We start from the raw sequence: 19602 nt of genomic DNA, 5'->3' as shown, positions 1-19602 counted from the left end.
CGGGTGCCGCACCGATCCGTCACGATCGCGCGACCCTCGTGCACGTGTGCTCCCCGCTAGTGCAGCGCATCCCGCGCAGCGGACTTCAGGAGCGCGGCATGCGCGGTGACGAGCAGCGAGCACAGCTCCAGCACCATCTCCTCGGCACGGTCGCGGGCACCTTCCTCGCGGCCGCGCGCGATCGGGCTCGCTATCTGCGCCAGCAAGTCCGCCTGGCGCTCGGCTGCCATGCGGAACGACCGCAGGTGCCGCGCATCGATCCCGAACTCAGCCATCGACCGCGCGGCACGGACCAACGTCACCGCATCCGCATCGAAGTAGCCGGCGGTTCCCGCCTTGACGTAGCCGGCGCCGATGATGCCGTCGAGGAACGTCTCGTCGGCGCCAGTACGCCGCAGCAGTTCCGCGCGGCTCACCCTCGAGGACTCCCCCGCGCCCTCGCTCGAGGCGAACGTGCGCGGCAGGCGAACGACGGGCCCCTCGGGAGTGGATCCCCGATCGATGGCATCGAGCTGCTCACGGATCACTTTCAGCGGCAGGTAGTGGTCCCGCTGCGCGGTGAGGATGAAGCGAAGCCGATCGCAGTCCGCCGCGCCGAACCGCCGGTATCCCGACGGCGTGCGCTGCGGACTGATCAAGCCTTCCGACTCCAGGAAGCGAATCTTGGAGATCGTGACGTCAGGGAAATCGGGGCGAAGCTGATCCAGCACCGCCCCGATGGATAGACCTGCGCCCTGCAGGGGATTCCCCGCTGCGGTCACTGGCTGCCCGCTCCTGCAGCGGGCTCCTCCGATCCCGCGGGCTTGGGGCCGGAGAGGAATACGAGCCGGAACTTGCCGATCTGGACCTCGTCACCGTTGGCCAGGACAGCAGCATCCACCGGCTCGCGATTGACATAGGTGCCGTTGAGGCTACCGACATCGACAACCTGGAAGGCACCGTTCTCGCGGCGGAACTCCGCGTGCCGACGGCTCACGGTGACGTCATCGAGGAAGATGTCGCTATCCGGGTGGCGGCCCGCCGAGGTGGTCGCCTCGTCGAGCAGGAAGCGCGAACCGGCGTTTGGTCCACGCTTGACCACGAGCAGCGCCGATCCGGCTGGAAGGCTCTCGATGCCGGAAACCTGCGGCTCAGGAGCATGGCCGGTTGCATCGAGCTCGCGCAGAAAATCCGCACGGAATACCGATGTGGTCTCCGCCGACGCTCCCTCGAAGGCCGGATTGTTCTGGTTGTCGCTCACCGTATCTCCTCTTTCTACTTGCCTTGTGGCACCACGACCGAGTGTCGCGCGGGCCGGGGGTCCAGTCGATCCCCGACCGCTTTCCGCTGTCTCACAGTTCCGCTGCACAATCCCCGGCTGCCGATCCGGCCCGTGGTGTCGCGGGCCCACCGACGCTAGGTTCGACCGTACCTTGTTGGCACAGCCATGCGGAGCGCTTGCGCGAGTTTTCCGCGATCCTCAGCGAAAGTTAATCCGAAATGTACTTGGGGAACTCACTCGTCGCCGCTGATCCCGCGGTACTCGGCCGCGCCGAGCATCCCCGCGAGCTCGTCATCGAGCGCTCCCGCGTCGGCGACGGCGATCTCGACGAGCCAGCCGTCCGAGTAGGGGTCGGTGTTCACTAGCTCCGGGGCGTCGACGAGAGCATCGTTGAGCGCGGAGATAGTACCGGTGAGCGGCGCGAAGATGTCAGAGACGCTCTTGGTCGACTCGACCTCGCCGAACGGCTCCCCCGCGGTCACCTCATCGCCCACCTCGGGAAGCTGCACGAAGACGACATCGTTGAGCTGGCGCTGCGCGTAGTCCGTGATGCCGATACGGACCGTCGATTCCCCGGACTTGCGGACCCACTCGTGCTCGCGGGTATACCGCAGGTCCTCGGGGAGGCTGGCCTCGGTCACTTGCGTCTTCCTTCCATCCACACTGTTTGCGTGCATCCGCCGCGCATCGGCCGCGACGGACAAAGAGGTGCTCGCGCGATCATCGCCGGCTCCCACCGCTCACGGGCCGCCGGGCCGGGCATCGAGTGCCCCGGGCAGCTCCCGCACGATGTCGACCACGACCTCGTCGCGCTTCTCGATGGTCAACCTACCGCCATTGCGGGCCACCGTGTCTATCGCCCCGCCGGGAATGTCGAGCGCGGCTGCGAGCGTATCAGGATCTCCGATCGCGGTGACCACGTAGGGAGCCGCGAGCTCGACGCCCTCCGCCACGATGCGCCCGCCCGGGCCCGTGAACCAGGTGCTCGTGCCCACCCGCACCCCCGTTCCGTCGCTGCTCGCCACCTGGATCGCCTCCGCGCCCGCTGCCCGTAGCTCCTGCACCTGATCGAGCAGGACCTCGGCGCCAACGGCGTTGCGGGGGTCGCGGATGATCAGCACCACGCCGGGGCCCCGGGCAGCGACGATGCCCGCCTGGATGGCAAGCGCGTCGCGCTGGGCCAGCGCCTGCTCGAGAGCGGCCTCGCCATCGCTGCCCGAGGCGATGATCCCCGCGAGGGTCTCCTCGAGCGCCTCGATCTCCGCACGGTTCTCCGCCTCGGTCGCATTGAGCTGATCGAGCAGCTCGAGGAGATCCTGCTGCCGCATCCCGTCGAGGACATCGTCGCTCCCCACGGTGCGCACCTGCGCGGTGATCGCCACGCCCAGGACGACGCAGAACACGACGGCGAGGACGGAGAACACGGCTCTGCGCCCGCGCTTGCGCTTCCGGGCCGCGCGATCAGGCACCGAACACCCCGCGGCGGATCGAGGCCGCATTGCCGAAGATGCGGATACCGAGGACAACAAGGACTGCCGTCGACAACTGCGCGCCCACCCCGAGGAGATCGCCGAGATAGACCAGCAAGGCAGCGATCGTGACATTGAACAGGAAGGACACGACGAAGACCTTGGAATCGAACAGGCCATCGAAATAGGCACGCAGGCCCCCGAAGAGCGCATCGAGCGCGGCCACCACCGCGATCGGCAAGTAGGGCTGTATGCCGGCCGGAACGTCAGGGCTCAAATAGACCCCTAGCACGACGCCGGCGATGAGAGCGATAACACCGATCACGGTGCCTCCTTCTGCTGCGCGACCCGCAGCTCGCGGACCGAGGCGCCCGGCAGCTCGAGATGGTCCGCGTCGCGAACGGCGAACCCGATCCCGTAGAGCTGGCCAAGCCCGGACATCCGCACATACGCGCCACTGGCGATGAATGACGACTGCAGGCTTCGTGGCTCCCCGATCGCGGAGATGACGTAGGGCTCGCTGATGACGTGATTGTCCACCAGGATGGCACGACCAGCCTGGCGTATAGCGGTATGCGCGCCGATGCGCACCCCATCCACTGAGATGGCGTCCGCGCCCGATGCCCACAGCGCGTTCACCACGATCTGCAGGTCCCGATCGAGCAGGGTGTTGCGGCGGGCGGCAAGACGATCCGTGCTCGTGATGGCGTTGGCGCCGTCGGGCTCGGAGAGGTCGATCTCGATGCCGGCCCCCTCCACCGGGGTCGCGGCGACGGCGTGCTCGATGAGAGCCAGCTCATCGATGGCGCGGCCCGCCGGTCCGCCGAGATCCGCGAGCCGGGAACGGGATTCGGCGATCTCCGCGGCGAGCTGGTCACGCTCGCTGGCAAGCGCATCGACCCGGGCGCTGGCCTCGCGCGCCTCCGCTCGCAGGGTGGTGAGCAAGAGCTCGGTGTCGGGCGCCCGCTGCTCGGCCCAGCCTCGCGCGCCGCCGAGCGCGATGCCGATGAGGAACGCGCCGACAACCAGCCATGCCAGGTCCGCCAGGCGATGCCTGCTCCGGCCCTTCCCGTGCTGTGCCCGTGCGCGCGCAGCGGCATAGCCAGGATCGAGGTGGTGGGTGAGCAGGGCACGCAGCAGCGAGGGCTCGGGCGAGCGGGGCGCGGGATCAGGCATCGCTAGTCTCTAGCGCCCTGCCCGGAGCCGTGGATAGGCGCGCACGAGCAACCGCACCTGCACCACATACAGCACCATCGTCCACAGGTACAGGAAGAGTCCCCAGATGAGCATGGCATGCCCGATCGGCTCCATGATCGAGGCGAACGTGCTCGTCCCCTGCGCCGCGAGGATCACCGGGAAGGCATACATGAGGGCAAACGTCGCGGCCTTGCCCAGATACGTCACGGGCAGCGAGTCCACACCGCGGCCCCGGACGAACGGCACCATCGATGCGAGGATGACGTCGCGGCCGACGAGCAGCGCGACCACCCACCAGGGGATGAACTCGCGCCACGCGAACGCGATGGGAATGACGAACATGTAGAGCCGGTCGGCGAGCGGATCGAGGATCGCCCCGAGCTTCGAGGTCTGGTTGAGCAGCCGGGCGAGCTTGCCATCGAGCCAGTCGCTGATCCCGCTGAAGATCAGCACCCACAGCGCCCACGCATCGAGCTGGTAGACGAGCAGCAGCACGAGGAAGACGGGAACGCCCGCGAGCCGCAGCATGCTGAGCGAGTTAGGGATCGTCCAGATGCGATCAGTGGTGATCGGTGGCTCGGCGGCGAGCTCGTCGATCTCGCGGACGTAGTCCTCGGACTTGATCGGCCGCGGGATGCGCTTGGCGTACTCGGCGTAGGTCTCGCCCCGGCGACGCATGGGGGGCCGTGATCCCGGCTCGGGCGTCCTCATGTCTGCCACTCTTGCACACCACGCTTCCGATTCGGCAGGCCAGCCTGCGCGGGGCCGCTCCGGCTGGGGCTCGTGTCGCTATCAACACTAGTTGGCATGGTCGTCAGGCAACGACGTTGGGCGCGGAATCCTCCGGCGCGCCCTTGCCCGCCCGGCTACCCAGCGGCTGCCCGCGCAACCGCTGGGATAGCACGGTGGTGATGCCGTCCCCGCGCATCGTCACGCCATACAGCGCGTCAGCGATCTCCATGGTGGGCTTCTGGTGAGTGATGACGATCAACTGCGAGGTCTCGCGCAGCTGCTCGAAAAGGTTGATCAACCGACGCAGGTTCGTGTCATCGAGCGCGGCCTCCACCTCGTCCATGACGTAGAACGGCGAGGGCCTCGCCCGGAAGATCGCGACGAGCATCGCGACCGCGGTCAGTGATTTCTCGCCGCCCGAGAGCAGGGAGAGGCGCTTGACCTTCTTGCCCGGCGGGCGCGCCTCGACCTCGATGCCGGTGGCCAGCATGTCATCGGGGTCGGTGAGGACCAGGCGTCCCTCGCCGCCGGGGAACAGCGTGGCGAAGACCGTGACGAACTCGCGCTCCACGTCGTTGTAAGCGTCGGTGAACAGTTGCAGGATGCGCTGATCGACATCGTCGACCACATCGAGGAGGTCCTTGCGGGCGGCCTTGACATCCTCGAGCTGGGTGGCGAGGAAGTTGTACCGCTCCTCGAGGGCCGCGAACTCCTCGAGGGCGAGCGGGTTGACCTTGCCGAGGGTGGCGAGGTCCTTCTCCGCTGCTTTCAATCGCCGTTGCTGGCTGGCCCGGTCGTATGGCATGGGCTGCGGCTTGCTGACGGACTCGCCACGCTCGCGGGCGAGCTCGTACTCGCGCATCTCGAGCGCCGAGGGCGGCAACGCGACGTCGGGGCCGTACTCGCCGATGAGGTCGTCGGCGGCGATGCCGAACTGCTCGAGCACCGTCTCCTCGAGCTGCTGGGCGCGCAGCGCGGACTCGGCGCGGGCGATCTCGTCCTTGTGGGCAGCGTCGGTGAGCCTGCCGAGCTCCACGGTCAGCGCGTGCCGCTGTTCCCGCTCGCGGTTCAACGCGGCACTGGCATCATCGCGCTGCCGCGCGAGCTCGGTGCGGTGGCCAGCCGCTGCCTCGACCGCGACGGCGAGCCGAGCCCCGAGCTGCTCGGCGGACTCACCGATGACGCGCGCTACCTCCGCTGCGGCATGGCGGCGCTGGTGGGCCTGCGCGGCGCGGGCGCGGGCCTCCCGCTCGGCGCGCGCGGCCCTGCGGAGGGATTCGGCCTTGCCGCGCAGTGCCCCGGCTCGCTCCTCGGCGGTGCGGGCGGCGAGCCGTGCATCGATCTCGGTGGCGCGCGCGGTGGCGAGCGCATGGGCGGCGATCTCGCGGCGCTCCGCTGTGCCGGTCTCGTCGGGGGTGTCGTCGCTCTCGCCCTGGGCGCGTCGCAGGCGTTCCTCGTGGTCGGTGAGCTCGCCAAGCAGGGCCGCATGCTCGGACTCGGCCCGGATGCGCTGCTGCAGGAGGTGATCCCGCTCGGCGCTGGCAACACGGGCGGCGTGCCCGTGGCGGGCGAGCTCCTCTTGCACCTGCACGATCGCGGAATCGTTTGCAGTGAGCGCCGCGTGGGCCTCGGTGAGGGTAGATCGCCGGTTCTCGAGGTCGTCGACGGCTCCGGCGAGGGTCGCCGCGAGCTCTTCCGCTCGCTGCGCGGCGGATTCGAGCGATTCGGTGGCGGTGTCGATCCCGGCCTGGATCTCGAGGGCGGAGGGCGCCTGGCTGGTTCCTCCCTCGATCCAGGCCGTGCCGCGGGCCTCTCCGCTCATGGTGACGAGGCGGGCGTCGGGGTGATCGGCCAGCAGCTGCGGGATCAGCTCCTCGTCCTGCACCACGAGGGCGCGACCGAGCCTGGAGCGCAGGGCCGGGAGGTACTCGTTGGGCACGGTAGCGAGCTGATGCGCCCACCAGGCACCGGCGGGCAGTGGTGGTTCATCCTCGTTGCCACGAGCATCGTGCGCGTGGAGGATAACAGCGCGGCCGCGGTCGGCGGCGCGCAGCGCGGCGAGCGCGGACTCCGCATCGGCGGGCGTCTCGCAGGTGAGCGCGTCGGCAGCCGTGCCGAGGGCCGCAGCGATGGCAGTCTCGAAGCCTGGTCGCGGCTCGATGATGTCGGTCAGGCGCGGGCCGAGGGCACCGTCATGGTGCTGGACCAGCCAGGCGGGGGCGTCACCACGGCGCAGCGATGCCGCCAGCGTCTCGATGCGTGATCGCAGCGACACGACCTCGTGCCCGGCCTCGCGCTCGGCGGCCCGCAGCCCGGCCACGCGCTCCTCGGCCTTCGCCAGCGATGCCGCGGCGCGCTCGTGCTGCCGGTCGAGGGTGTGCTCGCTGGCCTCGAGCTCCTCGAGCCGGGCGAGCGCGTCCTCCACCTGCTGCTCCGCATCGTGCTGGCGCTGCATGGCGGTATCGATGCGGTCGTCGAAGCGGGCGATCTCCCCGTCGAAGGACTCCGCGCGGGTACGCAGGTTCTCCACCTTGCCAGCGAGCCTGGCGAGACCCTCGCGGCGATCAGCGATGGAGCGCACCGCGCTCAGATGCTCCCGCTCCGCCTCCGCGGCCTCGTCCTCGCAGCGGGCGAGCTCGTCGCGGGCCGTCTCGAGCGCGGCCTCGGCCATCGCGACGGTCTCAGCGAGCTCGAGCTCCTGCTCGGCGGCCTGCTCGGCCTGCTCCTCGAGGATCTCGGGGTCCTGGCCGCGATGCATCGCTCCGCCGGACTCGAGGTGGCGGGCCCGCTCCCGCGCGATCTGCATAGTGGAGCTGACCCGCTCCGACATGGCCGACAGCCGGAACCACGCCTGCGATGCTTCCTCGGCGCGCGGAGTGATCGATTCGACCTGCTCCTCGAGCGTGGTGGTCCGCGCGGCTGTCTCGTCGAGCCGTTCCTTCACCTCTCGGGCGCGATCGCGGGCGCGGTCCTCGTTGCGCTGCTGATCGGCGAGCTCAGCCCGGCGACGCACCACATCATCAGCGGCGATACGCAATCGCGCGTCGCGCAGGTCCGCCTGGATCACCTGGGCCCGCCGCGCGACATCCGCCTGCCGGGCAAGGGGCTTGAGCTGGCGCCGCAGCTCGGCGGTCAGGTCCGTCAGCCGCGCGAGGTTGGCCTGCATCGCGTTGAGCTTGCGCACGGCCTTCTCCTTGCGGCGGCGGTGCTTGAGGACGCCTGCGGCCTCCTCGATGTAGGCGCGCAGGTCCTCGGGCCGGGATTCAAGTATCTGGGAGAGCTGGCCCTGCCCGACGATCACGTGCATCTCGCGGCCGATCCCGGAATCGCTGAGCAGCTCCTGGATGTCCATGAGGCGGCAGCTCGCGCCGTTGATCTCGTACTCGCTGGCACCGTCGCGGAACACCCGCCGCGTGATCGACACCTCCGTGTAGTCGATCGGCAGCGCCCCGTCGGAGTTGTCGATGGTCAGCGTCACCTCGGCGCGACCCAGCGCGCCCCGGCCCGCCGTGCCGGCGAAGATCACGTCCTGCATCTTGCCGCCGCGCAGGGCCTTCGCGCCCTGCTCCCCCATCACCCACGACAGCGCATCGACCACGTTCGACTTGCCCGAGCCGTTCGGGCCGACCACGCACGTGATTCCAGGCTCGAACTGCAGCGTGGTGGCCGATGCGAAGGACTTGAAGCCCCGCAGCGTGAGTGATTTCAGATGCACGGCAGCGCCTACCGCTCCTCGAAGCCCACGAGATCACCGCGAGGCTCGTCCCACGACTCGACGACCACGCTCACCGATCCAGGAGTGGTGCCGGAGCGCAGCAGGCCGAGCAGCGTCTCGCAATCCTGCCGGGGCCCCTCCGCCACGACGAGAACACGGCCGTCGCGCTGGTTGGTGGCATGACCGGTGAGGCCAAGCTCGAGCGCGCGGGCGCGGGTCCACCAACGGAACCCCACGCCCTGCACCCGGCCATGCACCCATGCTGTCAATCGCACCATGCCGCCATTATGGACGCTGGCACCGACAGAACCACAAACCACGCGCCGCCAACAGCCTGCTTGCGCGCTGGTGAACCACCGGTATCGGTGACTTCCCGATCAGCCCCGCAGACGGATCCGCGGGATGCGCGGCGGGAAGATCCGCCCCGGCACCAGCGCGATGCGCGACAGGCCCGCAGGCAGCGCGGGCGGGCGGGAGAAGCTCACGGCAGGAATGCTCAGCGGGCCCAGCCGTCCCAGGCTGCGTACTTCTAGCCATGCGGGGCGGGTCGGGGCACTGGTGGGCGCCTTGGCATTGGTGTCCTGGGACTGGGCCGATTGCGACTGGGGCGCCTGCGACTGGGGCGCGGCGGTCGATCCTGGCCGGGACGGGGCAGCGGATCGCACCGGGGTGACCCCGGTGGTCGAGTGCCCCGCACGCGCGCGGGCACCGAAAGTACCGACAGAGCGGTGCAGCTGGCTCGGGCGATGGCTCGCCGCGCGCGGGTTGCCCGGACGACGCGATCGGGGCGCTCCTGCTCCTTGGCGTGGTGTGGTCATGATTCCCCCTCGATGGCCAGATTGATGGTCGAACCTGCTTTGAGGGTACGGCCCACCGTGCAGCTGCGCTCGATGGCCCGCTCCACCACCGTCAGCAAGCGCTGCTGGGCAGCCTCGTCGAGCTCGCTGAGATCGAGCTCCACCACCTCATCGAGCACGGGATACACCTCGTTCTCGCGATCGGGGCTGCCTGTCACCCGGATGCGGGCATCGTAGGTCTCGCCGAGGCGGCGCGATAGCGGCAGGTCCGAGGACAGGCCCGAGCACGCGGCGAGCGCGATCTTCAACAGCTCGCCGGGGGTGAACACGCCCTCGACATCCACCGAGCCGATCTGCACCTCCGCGCCGCGCGAGCTGCGCCCCACGTAGCGGCGCACCCCAGTGCGGTCCACCCACAGCCGGGTGTCCTCGGGATTAGGGTTGCGGATCTCGGTCTCATGGCGCTGATCTGTCATGCCGGTAATAATCGCACCCATCGCACGGATATTCCGAACGCACGGTGGCTCAGCGGGTAGCGGGGCCGAGGCATGGCCAGCCGGGGGCCAGTCGTGCCCCGGCCGCCAGCCCCAGCCGCAAACGCGATAGAAGCCGCGGAGAATCCAGGTGCGCTTCTATCGCGTTTGACAGTATCCAGTGCTTTTGCCGCTGCACGACGCCGCGCGCCGACACGCAAGCGCCGGTTCAGCGCGTGGCAGCGGGCTCCCGCAGCGGCGTCACGTCGTAATTCTCGAGGTCGAACTCGCTGAGCAGCTTGCGCATCAGCGTCGTGGAGTACGGCCACGCGGCGAAGTTCTTGCCGTTCGCGTCGAGGTAGTACGAGGCACAGCCGCCGTGGTTGAACACGGTGCGCTCGAGTGCTTGCTGGATATCGTCGTTGAACTCGCGCAGTGCCTCGGGCTTGAGCTCGAAGACCTCGAAGCCGTACTCGTCGGCCTTCTTGATGGCGTCGACGACATAGCGCATCTGGTCCTCGGCGATGCCGAGGAAGGAGTTGTAGACCAGCAGGTTGGGCCCGAGCAAGACGAAGGCATTGGGCACGTTCGTGGTGGTGGTGCCGAGGTAGGCCTCCGGGCTGACAGACCAGGCCTCGGAGAGGAGGTGCCCGTCGGCGCCGCGGACCCGCTTCGAGATGGGCGGGTGGCTCACGTCGAAGCCCGTGCCGAAGATGATGACGTCGACCTCGCGGGTGGTGCCATCGTTGGCGGTGATGGTGCGGGGGCCGAGGCTGGAGAGGGCGTGCGGGATCAGCTCCACGTTGGGCTTGGTCAGAGCGGGGTAGAAGTCGTTGGAGATCAGCAGTCGCTTGCAGCCGAGGCTGAAGTTGGGGGTAAGGGCCTTGCGCAGCTCGGGGTCCTTGACCTGGGCGCGCAGGAAGCTCTTGCCAATGATGTTGAGCTTGCGGGCGGCCTTGTCGTGGCGCATCGCGAGGGTGAGCAGGCGCAGGACGCCGTCGAGGCCGTGGCGCAGGCCCCGCTGGGTGGCGGGCGCCTTGCGGAACAGGGTCTTGACGGCGCCGGGCATGGGCGCGTCGAGGCGCGGGATGACCCACGAGGCGGTGCGCTGGAAGACATACATCTGCGAGACCTTGGGCTGGATCTCGGGGATGAACTGCACCGCGGAAGCACCGGTTCCCACGACGGCTACGCGCTTGCCGGTCAGGTCGAGATCATGGTTCCAGCGGGCCGAGTGGAAGATCTCCCCCTCGAAGGAGTCGATGCCGGGCACGTCGGGCAGCTTGGGCTCGGTGATGGGCCCGCCCGCGAAGATCGCGAACTGCGACCGGAAGCTGCCGTTGGTGGTGTCGATCAGCCAGCGGCGCTCGTCGTTGTCCCAGCGCGCCTCGGTGACCTCGGTGCGGAAACGGATCTTGCGGTAGGTGTCGAACTTCTCGGCCGTGGCCTCGATGTATTCGAGAATGTCGGGCTGCAGCGCGAAGGTGGAGCGCCAGTCCGGGTTTGGATTGAACGAGAACGAATACACGTTGGAGGGGATGTCGCAGCCGCACCCCGGATAGGTGTTGTCCCGCCAGGTGCCACCGACACGGTCCGCCTTCTCCAGGACGATCGCGTCGTCGATGCCCGCGCGCTCGAGAGTGATCGCGGCGGCCACTCCGGCGAGACCGGCCCCGACGATGATGACGCGGTGTTCCTCGCGGTCAGCCATGGTTGATTCTCCCTGTACTCGTGCCTTGCGTTGTAAGCCCCGCGCTGCGAATCCCGCACCAGCGGCTCAGCTCCCATGTTAACTGGACACAGTGTCCCACTCTTGGGCCGGGGCGCGCGAAACGTCGCCCTCAGCGTGGCGCGCGCGCCAGCCCGCCCGCCACCACACGCACGCGCGGCCGAGGCTGGCACACCGGGCACGAGAACGACGAGCGGTTCATGAACGATTCCCGCCGCATCACTGCCCCGCAGCGGCGGCATGGCTCCCCCGCCCGGCCATAGGCGTCGAGGGATCGGCTGAAGTAGCCGGACTGCCCGTTGACATTCACGTACAGCGAGTCGAAGGATGTGCCGCCCTGCGCGAGCGCTTCGACCATCACCTCGCGAGCCGCGTCGAGCACCGCGCGCAGCCGCGGCCTGGTCAGTTTTGCCGCGATGCGCTCGCCGTGTATTCCGGCGCGCCATAGTGCCTCGTCGGCGTAGATGTTGCCGATGCCGGAGACCACGGCTTGGTCGAGCAGTACCCGCTTGATCGCCGAGGTGCGCGTGCGCATTACCTCGACCGTGGCGTCGCGGTCCCAGAGTGCATCGAGGGGATCGCGCGCGATGTGCCGCACCGGTTCGGGGATTGTGCTGCCCGCACCGTCATCGACGAGGTCCGCGAGCATCCAGCCGCCGAAGGTGCGCTGGTCGACAAATCGCAGCTCCACCCCGGTATCGAGCGTCGCGATGATGCGCGCGTGCTTCTCCCGATCCACGGCTGGAGGTTGAACGAGCATCTGCCCGCTCATGCCGAGATGCACGACGATGCACTCGCCTGGATCAGTCGCCGAAGGCTCCCCTGGCCCAGCGACGTCGAGCCACAGGTACTTGCCGCGCCGCCGCGCACCACCGATCATCTGCCCGCGCAGCCTGCCAGCGAGATCGAGCGCCCCCGGCATGTGCCTGCGCACGGCCCGATCATGCAGCACGTCGATGCCGACGATCCGGCTCGGCACTACATGGCGCTCGAGGCCTCGGCGCACCACTTCGACCTCGGGAAGCTCAGGCATGCCGATGCTCCCCGCCCCGCGATACCGAGGCGGAGACGATCACGCTTCCGCCTCCAGCGCCCGCCATGCCGCGCCCGCTGCTTTCTGCTCGGCTTCCTTCTTGGTGCGGCCGATGCCCGAGCCCAGATCGCGGCCAGCGATGACCGCCCGCGCGGTGAATTCCTTGTCGTGGTCCGGGCCGCTCGCCGTCACCTCGTAGTACGGCACGCCCAGGCCACGCTCGGCGGTGAGCTCTTGCAGGCTCGTCTTCCAATCGAGCCCGGCCCCGAGCCTCGGCCCGCGATCCAGCAAGTCCTCGAACAGGCGCATGACGACCTCGCGGGCGACGGCCAGCCCATGATCGAGATAGATCGCGCCCAGGATGGATTCCATGCCGTCGGCGAGGATGCTGGCCTTGTCGCGACCTCCGGTCAGTTCCTCGCCCTTGCCGAGGCTGATGTGCGCGCCCAGCCCACCGGGACCGAGATCGCGGGCCACTTCCGCCAGCGCATGCATGTTGACCACGCTCGACCGGATCTTCGCGAGCTCGCCCTCGGGCTTGTCAGGGTGCTGTGTGTACAGGTACTCGGTGATGGTCAGGCCGAGCACGGAATCGCCCAGGAACTCCAGCCGTTCGTTGGTCGGCAGGCCACCATTCTCGTAGGCGTAGGAGCGGTGGGTCAGTGCCAGGGTGAGCATCTCGTCGGAGATCCGCACGCCCAGTGCGTCGAGAAGTAGTCCACGATCTGGGGTGTTGCTCTCGGACATCGATTCCTTCACCTGTTCATGACGCTGAGCTGCCCGCGAGCACGGGGGCAGCTTGCTCCGGCATTGGTCCCGAGCGGGCCACGCATCAGGATCGGGACGAATCCGCCCCGTCGCGCTTGTCCAGCAGCGCCGCCCACCGGGGATCTATTGTGTCATGCCCGTGGCCGGGCTCGGCCGAGGAAAGCGGAACGCCGCAGTCGGTGCACAATCCGGGGCAATCCTCGCTGCACACGGGCTGCAGGGGAAGCTCATCGCCCAAGCCGTTGACGACCACCGGGCCGAGGTCGATCAAGTCATCGACGAGCAGCTGCACGTCGTCCTCATCGGTCGTTTTCGACGTGGTGCTGTTCGGATAGGCGAACAGCTCGACGAGAGGAACCTCGACCTCCTCCTCGGTCGGCTCGAGGCACCGCACGCAATCGCCGACCGCGACGCCCGAGACAGTGCCGGTCACGAGCACGCCCTCGCTGACTGATTCGAGGCGCACGTCGATGGTGACCTCGCTGCCCGCGGGGATCGCGATCATGTCCAGGCCGAGGCGCTCTGGGGCCGAGATCACGCGATGCACCTCGCGCATCGATCCGGGCTTGCGCCCGAGAGACCGTGCGTCCAGCACAAACGGCGCATTCTCATCAGGCCGCGCCGGACCATGCTGGGAAGACTTCACAAGCTCACGCTCCGATTCTGGTTTGCTTCAGGAAGCCACCAGTCTACCGGCGCCGGCCCCCTGCGCGATCCTCCACAAGTGGAGGCCCTCCAGCGGGCGCTACCGGCGCCGCATCGCGCAGCCGCTGGCGGCCACGATGCACCGAACGGATGGTGCCGTTGAGGAACTCCTCGAACTCGCCAAGCTTCGAATCCACGTACAGATCGCACTCGCCGCGCAGGCGCTCGGACTCGGCGTGCGCGTTGTCGACCACACGGTTCGCCTCGGCCTGCGCCGCCCGCACGACCTCGGAATCCGATACCAGGCGCTGCTGCTCGGCGACGCCCTCGCTGACCGCGCGCTCGTATGCCGTGTTGCCCGACTCGATGAGCCTGTTCGCCTCGCTGCGCGCACGGGCCGTCATGGCCTCGAACTCGCGCTGCCCGCCGGCGATCGCCCGGTCCGCCTCGGCCTGCGCCTCGGCGACGAGCTGCTCGGCATGCGCCTTCGCCTCGGCGACCATGCGATCAGCCTGTGCCTTCGCATCCCGCAGCATGCGGTCCGCGTCCTCGCGCGCGTTCGCGACAGTCGACTCAGCCTCCGACGTCGCGGACGACACCGTCTGCTCCGCCGTTTCACGAGCGTCGTTGACCAGCTTGTCCCGATGATCCAGGACGTCCTGGGCGTCATTGAGCTCAGGCTCATACATCGCATGGATCTCGTCGAGCAGCTCCAGGATGTCCCCGCGCGGCACGATGCACCCCGCGGTCATGGGCACGCTGCGTGCCTCTTCGACGATCGCGACGAGCTCGTCCAGAGCACCGAAAACCCGATACACCGCTACCCCACATCCTCGACTGTGCCATCACGGCACGTGTGCGTGACATCCGCTAGTCTGCCCGCTCCGCGCGGAATCCGCATCATCGCCGCGCGAGCGTGTCAGTGTTGCAGCATATCGCGCGGCCATCCGAGGGTCCCCGAGCGCGACAACATGCGCTGGCTCATTCCTGCTTGCGCTGGACTATCCCTGCTTGCGCTGGGCAATCCTGGTGAGCAGGGCCTCGTGCACGGGCGCGGGCAAGTGCTGCGCCACCTCGCCCCCGAGGGTGGCCACTTCCTTTACCAGCGAGCTCGACACGAAGCTATACACGGGATTGGTGGCCGTGAAGAAGGTGTCCACCCCCGTGAGCTCCTTGTTCATCTGGGCCATCTGCAGCTCGTACTCGAAATCGCTGACCGCGCGCAGGCCCTTGACGATGGCATCGAGGCCTTCCTGGCGCGCATAGTCCACGAGCAAGCCCTGCCAGGAGTCGACCGTCACGTTGGGAAGGTGCTCGGTGACCTTGCGGATCAGCTCGAGCCGCTCATCGACGCTGAACATCCCCTTCTTGCTGGGATTGACGAGCACCGCCACGACGACGCGATCGAAGTTCTTGGCGGCACGCTCGATCACATCGAGATGGCCGTTGGTGATGGGGTCGAAGGACCCGGGGCAAACAGCTCCGCTCATGGCGTTGACGGTAGCAGTCGCGGGGTCGCGCGGAACGGGTGCGCCCGGCGCGGCAGCAGCTCCTCGGCCGCGACATCCTCCACACAGAGCGAGCAGTGGAAACTTTTCCCGCTCAGACCGGGAAAAGTTACCACTAGCGCCGGCAAGCCGACCAGCCGCGAACTAACCGTCCGCCAACCAGCCGCCCGGCTACGACTCAGCCCGAGAGCTCGGCGATGCTGATGCGGGTCTCCCCGTAGTCGCGGGCGCGCAGTGGCTCGAGAGCATCGGGCCAGGCGGGCTCGGGCGACCGGGCGGACCGCTCGATGACGACGGTCGCGCCCGGGGCAAGCCACTGCTGGTCGACCAGGCGCTGGAGCAGCTGGGTGATGCTGGCGTCATCGACGTCGTAGGGCGGGTCTGCGAGGACGAGGTCGTACAGCGCGACGGGGGGCCGTTGCAAGGTGGCGAGGACATCGCCGCGCACCACATCGGCGTGGGCGCTCAAATGCGTGGCGGCGAGGTTGCTGCTGATGATGCGGGCGGCCCGGGCATCCCGCTCGACGAGAGTGGCGTGCTCGGCGCCGCGGGAGAGCGCCTCGATTCCGAGCGCGCCCGACCCGGCATACAGGTCGAGCACCCGCATCCCAACGAGGTCGAGGCGCGCGTCGAGGGAGCTGAACAGTGCCTCGCGAACCCGATCGGAGGTGGGGCGGGTACCGCGGGGCGGCACGGCGATGCGCGTGCCGCCCACGCTTCCGGCGATGATGCGGGTCATTCCGATTCGGTGGATCCGATGACCGCGATGAGGTCACCGCCCTCGACCTGCTGCACCGCGCTGATGGCGAAGCGCGACACGGTGCCTGCCTTGTGCGCGGTGATGGAGGCTTCCATCTTCATCGCCTCGATGGTCGCGATGGTCTCCCCTGCCTTGATGGAGTCACCGGCCGCGACGGAGACGGTGACGACTCCGGCGAACGGTGCCGCGAGGTGATCGGGATTGTCCTTGTCGGCCTTCTCGGAGGTGGGTGCCTCGCTGGCGACGGAGCGGTCGCGCACCTTGACGGGCCGCAGCTGCCCGTTGATGGTGCACATGACGGTGCGCATGCCTCGCTCGTCGGGCTCGGCGATGGCCTCGAGGCCGATGAGCAGGGTCACGCCGGGCTCGAGGCTGACCTGGTGCTCCTCGCCTGGCTGGAGCCCGTAGAAGAACTCGAGGCTCCGCACGACGGAGGTGTCGCCGTATTGCTCGCGGTGGTCCTCGTACTCGTGGGTGGGCACGGGGAAGAGCAACCGGTTGAGGGTGGCGCGGCGGGCGTCGTGGTCGTCGCCCTTGAGGGTGGCGGTGTCCTCGGCGGAGAGCTCCGGCACGGGCTTGGCGGCCGACCGGCCCTCGAGCGCCTTGGTGCGGAAAGGCTCGGGCCATCCACCGGCGGGGTCACCGAGCTCGCCGCGGAGGAATCCGATGACGGAGTCGGGGATGTCGTAGGAGCCGGGGTTAGCGGCGAACTCCTCGAAGTCGACGTCGGCGCCCACGAGGTGCAGAGCGAGGTCGCCGACGACCTTGGAGGAGGGCGTGACCTTGACGAGTCGGCCGAGGAGCCGGTCGGCGGCGGCATACGCGGTCTCGATCTTCTCGAAGCGATCACCGAGGCCCAGCGCGATGGCTTGCTGGCGCAGGTTGGACAGCTGGCCGCCGGGGATCTCGTGCTCGTAGACGCGGCCGGTGGGCGAGGGCAGTCCGGACTCGAACGGCGCGTAGACCTTGCGGACTGCCTCCCAGTACGGCTCGAGGGCACAGACAGCCCCGAGGTCGAGTCCAGTATCGCGCTCGGTGTGCGCGGCGGCGGCGACGATGGCGGAGAGCGCGGGCTGGCTGGTGGTGCCGGCGAGGGAGGCGGTCGCTCCGTCCACGGCATCCGCGCCGGCCTGCCACGCGGCGAGGTAGGTGGCGAGCTGCCCGCCCGGGGTGTCGTGGGTGTGCACGTGCACGGGCAGGTCGAAGCGGGAGCGCAGCGCAGTGACGAGAGTGGCGGCGGCGGGCGCGCGGAGCAGTCCGGCCATGTCCTTGATGGCGAGGATGTGCGCGCCGGCCTCGACTGCTTGCTCGGCGAGGCGCAGGTAGTAGTCGAGGGTGTAGATGTCCTCGTCCGGGTTGGCGAGGTCGCCGGTGTAGCTCAGCGCCACCTCGGCGAGCGCGGTCCCGGTCTCGCGGACGGCGTCGATGGCGGGGCGCATCTGGTCGACGTTGTTGAGCGCGTCGAAGATGCGGAAGATATCGATGCCGGTGCGGGTGGCCTCATCGACGAAGGCACGGGTGACGGTTTCGGGGTACGGGGTGTAGCCGACGGTGTTGCGGCCGCGCAGCAGCATCTGCAGGCAGATGTTGGGCACCGCCTCGCGCAGCCGGGCGAGGCGCTCCCACGGATCCTCGTGGAGGAATCGCAGCGCCACGTCGTAGGTCGCGCCGCCCCATGCCTCGAGCGAGAGCAGCTCAGGGGTGGTGCGCGCGACGTGCCCGGCCACGCCGAGCAGGTCGCGGGTGCGGACCCGCGTGGCGAGCAGGGACTGGTGGGCGTCGCGGAAAGTGGTATCGGTGACGGCGAGCGCGTCCTGCTGGCGCAGCGAGCGGGCGAACCCCTCGGGCCCGAGGGCGAGCAGGCGCTGCCGGGAACCGTCGGGGATCGGTGCTTCCTTGTCGAACGCCGACAGCTTGGACCGTGGGTCGATATCGACGGGCCGCTCGCCGTGGGGCTTGTTGACGGTGACGTCGGCGAGGTAGCGCAGCATGCGGGTGCCGCGGTCGGCGGGGGTGTGCTGGGTCAGCAGGTGCGGGCGCTCGTCGATGAACGAGGTGGTGACGTTTCCGGCGCGGAAATCGGGGTCGTCGAGGACGCCCTGGAGGAACGGGATGTTGGTGGAGACGCCGCGGATGCGGAACTCGGCGAGCGCGCGGCGGGCACGTCCGACAGCGGTGCCGAAGTCGCGGCCACGGCAGGTGAGCTTGACGAGCATGGAGTCGAAGTAGGCGCCCACCTCGGCGCCGAGCGCGGTGCCACCGTCGAGGCGCACGCCCGCCCCGCCCGGGGTCCGGTAGGCGGTGATGCGACCAGTATCTGGACGGAACCCGTTGGCAGGGTCCTCGGTGGTGATGCGGCATTGCAGGGCCGCGCCGCGCAGGGTGATGCTCTCCTGGGCGAGGCCGAGGTCGGCGAGGCTCTCGCCGCTGGCGATGCGCATCTGCGATTGCACGAGGTCGACGTCGGTGACTTCCTCGGTGACGGTGTGCTCGACCTGGATGCGGGGGTTCATCTCGATGAACACGTGCTGGCCACGCTCGTCGAGGAGGAACTCGACGGTGCCGGCGCAGGAGTAGCCGATGTGCCGGGCGAACGCGACAGCGTCGGCGCAGATGCGGTCCCGCGTCTCCTCGGGCAGGTTGGGCGCCGGGGCGAGCTCGACGACCTTCTGGTGGCGGCGCTGCACGGAGCAGTCCCGCTCGAAGAGGTGGATGACGTTGCCGTGGGTGTCTGCGAGGATCTGGACCTCGATGTGGCGCGGGTTGACGACGGCCTGCTCGAGAAAGACGGTGGCGTCGCCGAACGCGGACTCGGCCTCGCGCTGCGCTTGCTCGATGGCCTCGCGCAGCTGGGGTGGCGCGTCGACGCGACGCATGCCGCGCCCGCCGCCGCCGGCGACGGCCTTGACGAATACGGGGAAGGTCATCTTCTTGGAGGCGGCAACGAGCGCGTCGACATCATCGGTGGGCTCGGACGAGTCGAGGACGGGCAGTCCGGACTCGCGGGCCGCGGCGATCGCGCGGGCCTTGTTGCCGGCCAGCTCGAGGACCTCGACGGACGGGCCGACGAAGGTGATACCTGCGGCATCGCACGCGGCGGCGAGGTCGGGGTTCTCGGAGAGGAACCCATAGCCGGGATAGATGGCGTCCGCCCCGGCGTTGGTGGCGGCGGTGATGATCTCGTCGATGGAGAGGTAGGCGCGAACAGGATGGCCGTGCTCGCCGATCTCGTAGCTCTCGTCGGCCTTGAGCCGATGGAGGGAGTTGCGATCCTCGTAGGGGAACACGGCGACGGTGGAGGCACCGAGCTCGTAGGCGGCACGGAAGGCCCGGACTGCGATCTCGCCGCGGTTGGCGACGAGCACTTTGGTGAACATGGTGGTTCTGGCTCCTTGACCTGTTCGCTGCAACAGCACCTGGTCGCTCCGCCGGTGGCCTGTGCTGCTGGTCGGCGGAGGGTGGGTGCCGCTCTCTCGGGAAGGACATTACCGGTATCGCGTTTGGGGCGCGGGGTG

19 protein-coding genes are annotated in these 19602 nt (G+C 68.9%); all 19 read right to left on the bottom strand.

What is annotated here, in order from left to right; all coding sequences use genetic code 11:
- Positions 1-56: 56 nt before the first annotated feature.
- The 19 genes from ftsR to FXO18_RS00450 all read right to left on the bottom strand — a co-directional run bounded on the left by ftsR (position 57) and on the right by FXO18_RS00450 (position 19464).
- Positions 57-761 carry a transcriptional regulator FtsR gene (gene ftsR, locus FXO18_RS00540; protein ID WP_149359131.1) on the bottom strand — a complete coding sequence of 235 codons (705 nt, stop codon included), beginning with the start codon at positions 759-761 and terminating at the stop codon, positions 57-59.
- Positions 758-1240, bottom strand: coding sequence for a glycogen accumulation regulator GarA (garA, locus tag FXO18_RS00535; RefSeq protein ID WP_149359130.1), 483 nt, complete (start codon positions 1238-1240; stop codon positions 758-760). Before garA ends, ftsR begins: the two co-directional genes overlap by 4 nt.
- Before the next feature lie 254 nt (positions 1241-1494).
- Positions 1495-1902 (bottom strand): glycine cleavage system protein GcvH, encoded by a 408-nt coding sequence (gene gcvH / locus FXO18_RS00530; RefSeq protein WP_149359129.1) that lies wholly within the window; start codon positions 1900-1902, stop codon positions 1495-1497.
- Positions 1903-2001: 99 nt separating this feature from the next.
- Positions 2002-2730, bottom strand: a complete 729-nt coding sequence (locus FXO18_RS00525) for a DUF881 domain-containing protein (protein WP_235900358.1) — start codon at positions 2728-2730, stop codon at positions 2002-2004.
- Entirely contained in the window at positions 2723-3055 is a 333-nt protein-coding gene (locus tag FXO18_RS00520; protein WP_149359127.1) for a small basic family protein, read from the bottom strand. The genes FXO18_RS00525 and FXO18_RS00520 overlap by 8 nt, the downstream gene beginning before the upstream one ends.
- Entirely contained in the window at positions 3052-3906 is an 855-nt protein-coding gene (locus tag FXO18_RS00515) for a DUF881 domain-containing protein (protein WP_149359126.1), read from the bottom strand. The genes FXO18_RS00520 and FXO18_RS00515 overlap by 4 nt, the downstream gene beginning before the upstream one ends.
- A gap of 9 nt (positions 3907-3915) precedes the next feature.
- Positions 3916-4524 carry a CDP-alcohol phosphatidyltransferase family protein gene (locus FXO18_RS00510; protein ID WP_407936427.1) on the bottom strand — a complete coding sequence of 203 codons (609 nt, stop codon included), beginning with the start codon at positions 4522-4524 and terminating at the stop codon, positions 3916-3918.
- Positions 4525-4741: 217 nt separating this feature from the next.
- The gene (gene smc, locus FXO18_RS00505; protein ID WP_149359124.1) at positions 4742-8374 is read right to left on the bottom strand and encodes a chromosome segregation protein SMC; all 3633 of its coding nucleotides are present in this window, start codon (positions 8372-8374) and stop codon (positions 4742-4744) included.
- An 8-nt stretch (positions 8375-8382) separates the two neighbouring features.
- A complete protein-coding gene (locus FXO18_RS00500) occupies positions 8383-8652 on the bottom strand; it encodes an acylphosphatase (RefSeq protein ID WP_149359123.1) in 270 nt (89 codons plus the stop codon).
- Between the two features lie 99 nt (positions 8653-8751).
- Complete coding sequence (locus FXO18_RS00495; protein WP_149359122.1) at positions 8752-9192, bottom strand: hypothetical protein; 441 nt, start codon at positions 9190-9192, stop codon at positions 8752-8754.
- Positions 9189-9647: an OsmC family protein gene (locus FXO18_RS00490; protein WP_149359121.1), complete on the bottom strand. Its 459-nt coding sequence runs from the start codon at positions 9645-9647 to the stop codon at positions 9189-9191. Before FXO18_RS00490 ends, FXO18_RS00495 begins: the two co-directional genes overlap by 4 nt.
- Positions 9648-9873: 226 nt before the next feature.
- Positions 9874-11355, bottom strand: coding sequence for a flavin-containing monooxygenase (locus FXO18_RS00485; RefSeq protein WP_149359120.1), 1482 nt, complete (start codon positions 11353-11355; stop codon positions 9874-9876).
- Positions 11356-11485: 130 nt separating this feature from the next.
- Positions 11486-12406: a bifunctional DNA-formamidopyrimidine glycosylase/DNA-(apurinic or apyrimidinic site) lyase gene (gene mutM / locus FXO18_RS00480; protein ID WP_149359119.1), complete on the bottom strand. Its 921-nt coding sequence runs from the start codon at positions 12404-12406 to the stop codon at positions 11486-11488.
- Positions 12407-12445: 39 nt separating this feature from the next.
- A complete protein-coding gene (rnc, locus tag FXO18_RS00475; protein ID WP_149359118.1) occupies positions 12446-13153 on the bottom strand; it encodes a ribonuclease III in 708 nt (235 codons plus the stop codon).
- Positions 13154-13238: 85 nt separating this feature from the next.
- Entirely contained in the window at positions 13239-13712 is a 474-nt protein-coding gene (locus tag FXO18_RS00470) for a YceD family protein (RefSeq protein WP_407936415.1), read from the bottom strand.
- A 151-nt stretch (positions 13713-13863) separates the two neighbouring features.
- Positions 13864-14637: a DivIVA domain-containing protein gene (locus FXO18_RS00465; RefSeq protein ID WP_235900356.1), complete on the bottom strand. Its 774-nt coding sequence runs from the start codon at positions 14635-14637 to the stop codon at positions 13864-13866.
- A gap of 183 nt (positions 14638-14820) precedes the next feature.
- The gene (coaD, locus tag FXO18_RS00460) at positions 14821-15309 is read right to left on the bottom strand and encodes a pantetheine-phosphate adenylyltransferase (RefSeq protein ID WP_149359117.1); all 489 of its coding nucleotides are present in this window, start codon (positions 15307-15309) and stop codon (positions 14821-14823) included.
- A gap of 196 nt (positions 15310-15505) precedes the next feature.
- The gene (rsmD, locus tag FXO18_RS00455) at positions 15506-16066 is read right to left on the bottom strand and encodes a 16S rRNA (guanine(966)-N(2))-methyltransferase RsmD (RefSeq protein WP_149359116.1); all 561 of its coding nucleotides are present in this window, start codon (positions 16064-16066) and stop codon (positions 15506-15508) included.
- Positions 16063-19464: a pyruvate carboxylase gene (locus FXO18_RS00450; RefSeq protein WP_149359115.1), complete on the bottom strand. Its 3402-nt coding sequence runs from the start codon at positions 19462-19464 to the stop codon at positions 16063-16065. Before FXO18_RS00450 ends, rsmD begins: the two co-directional genes overlap by 4 nt.
- Between the last annotated feature and the right edge of the window lie 138 nt (positions 19465-19602).

The organism is Lolliginicoccus suaedae (assembly GCF_008312885.1).
Classification (GTDB): Bacteria; Actinomycetota; Actinomycetes; order Mycobacteriales; family Mycobacteriaceae; genus Lolliginicoccus; species Lolliginicoccus suaedae.
Note: the sequence above shows the minus strand (reverse complement) of the source record. Positions and strands in the feature narration are given on the sequence as shown.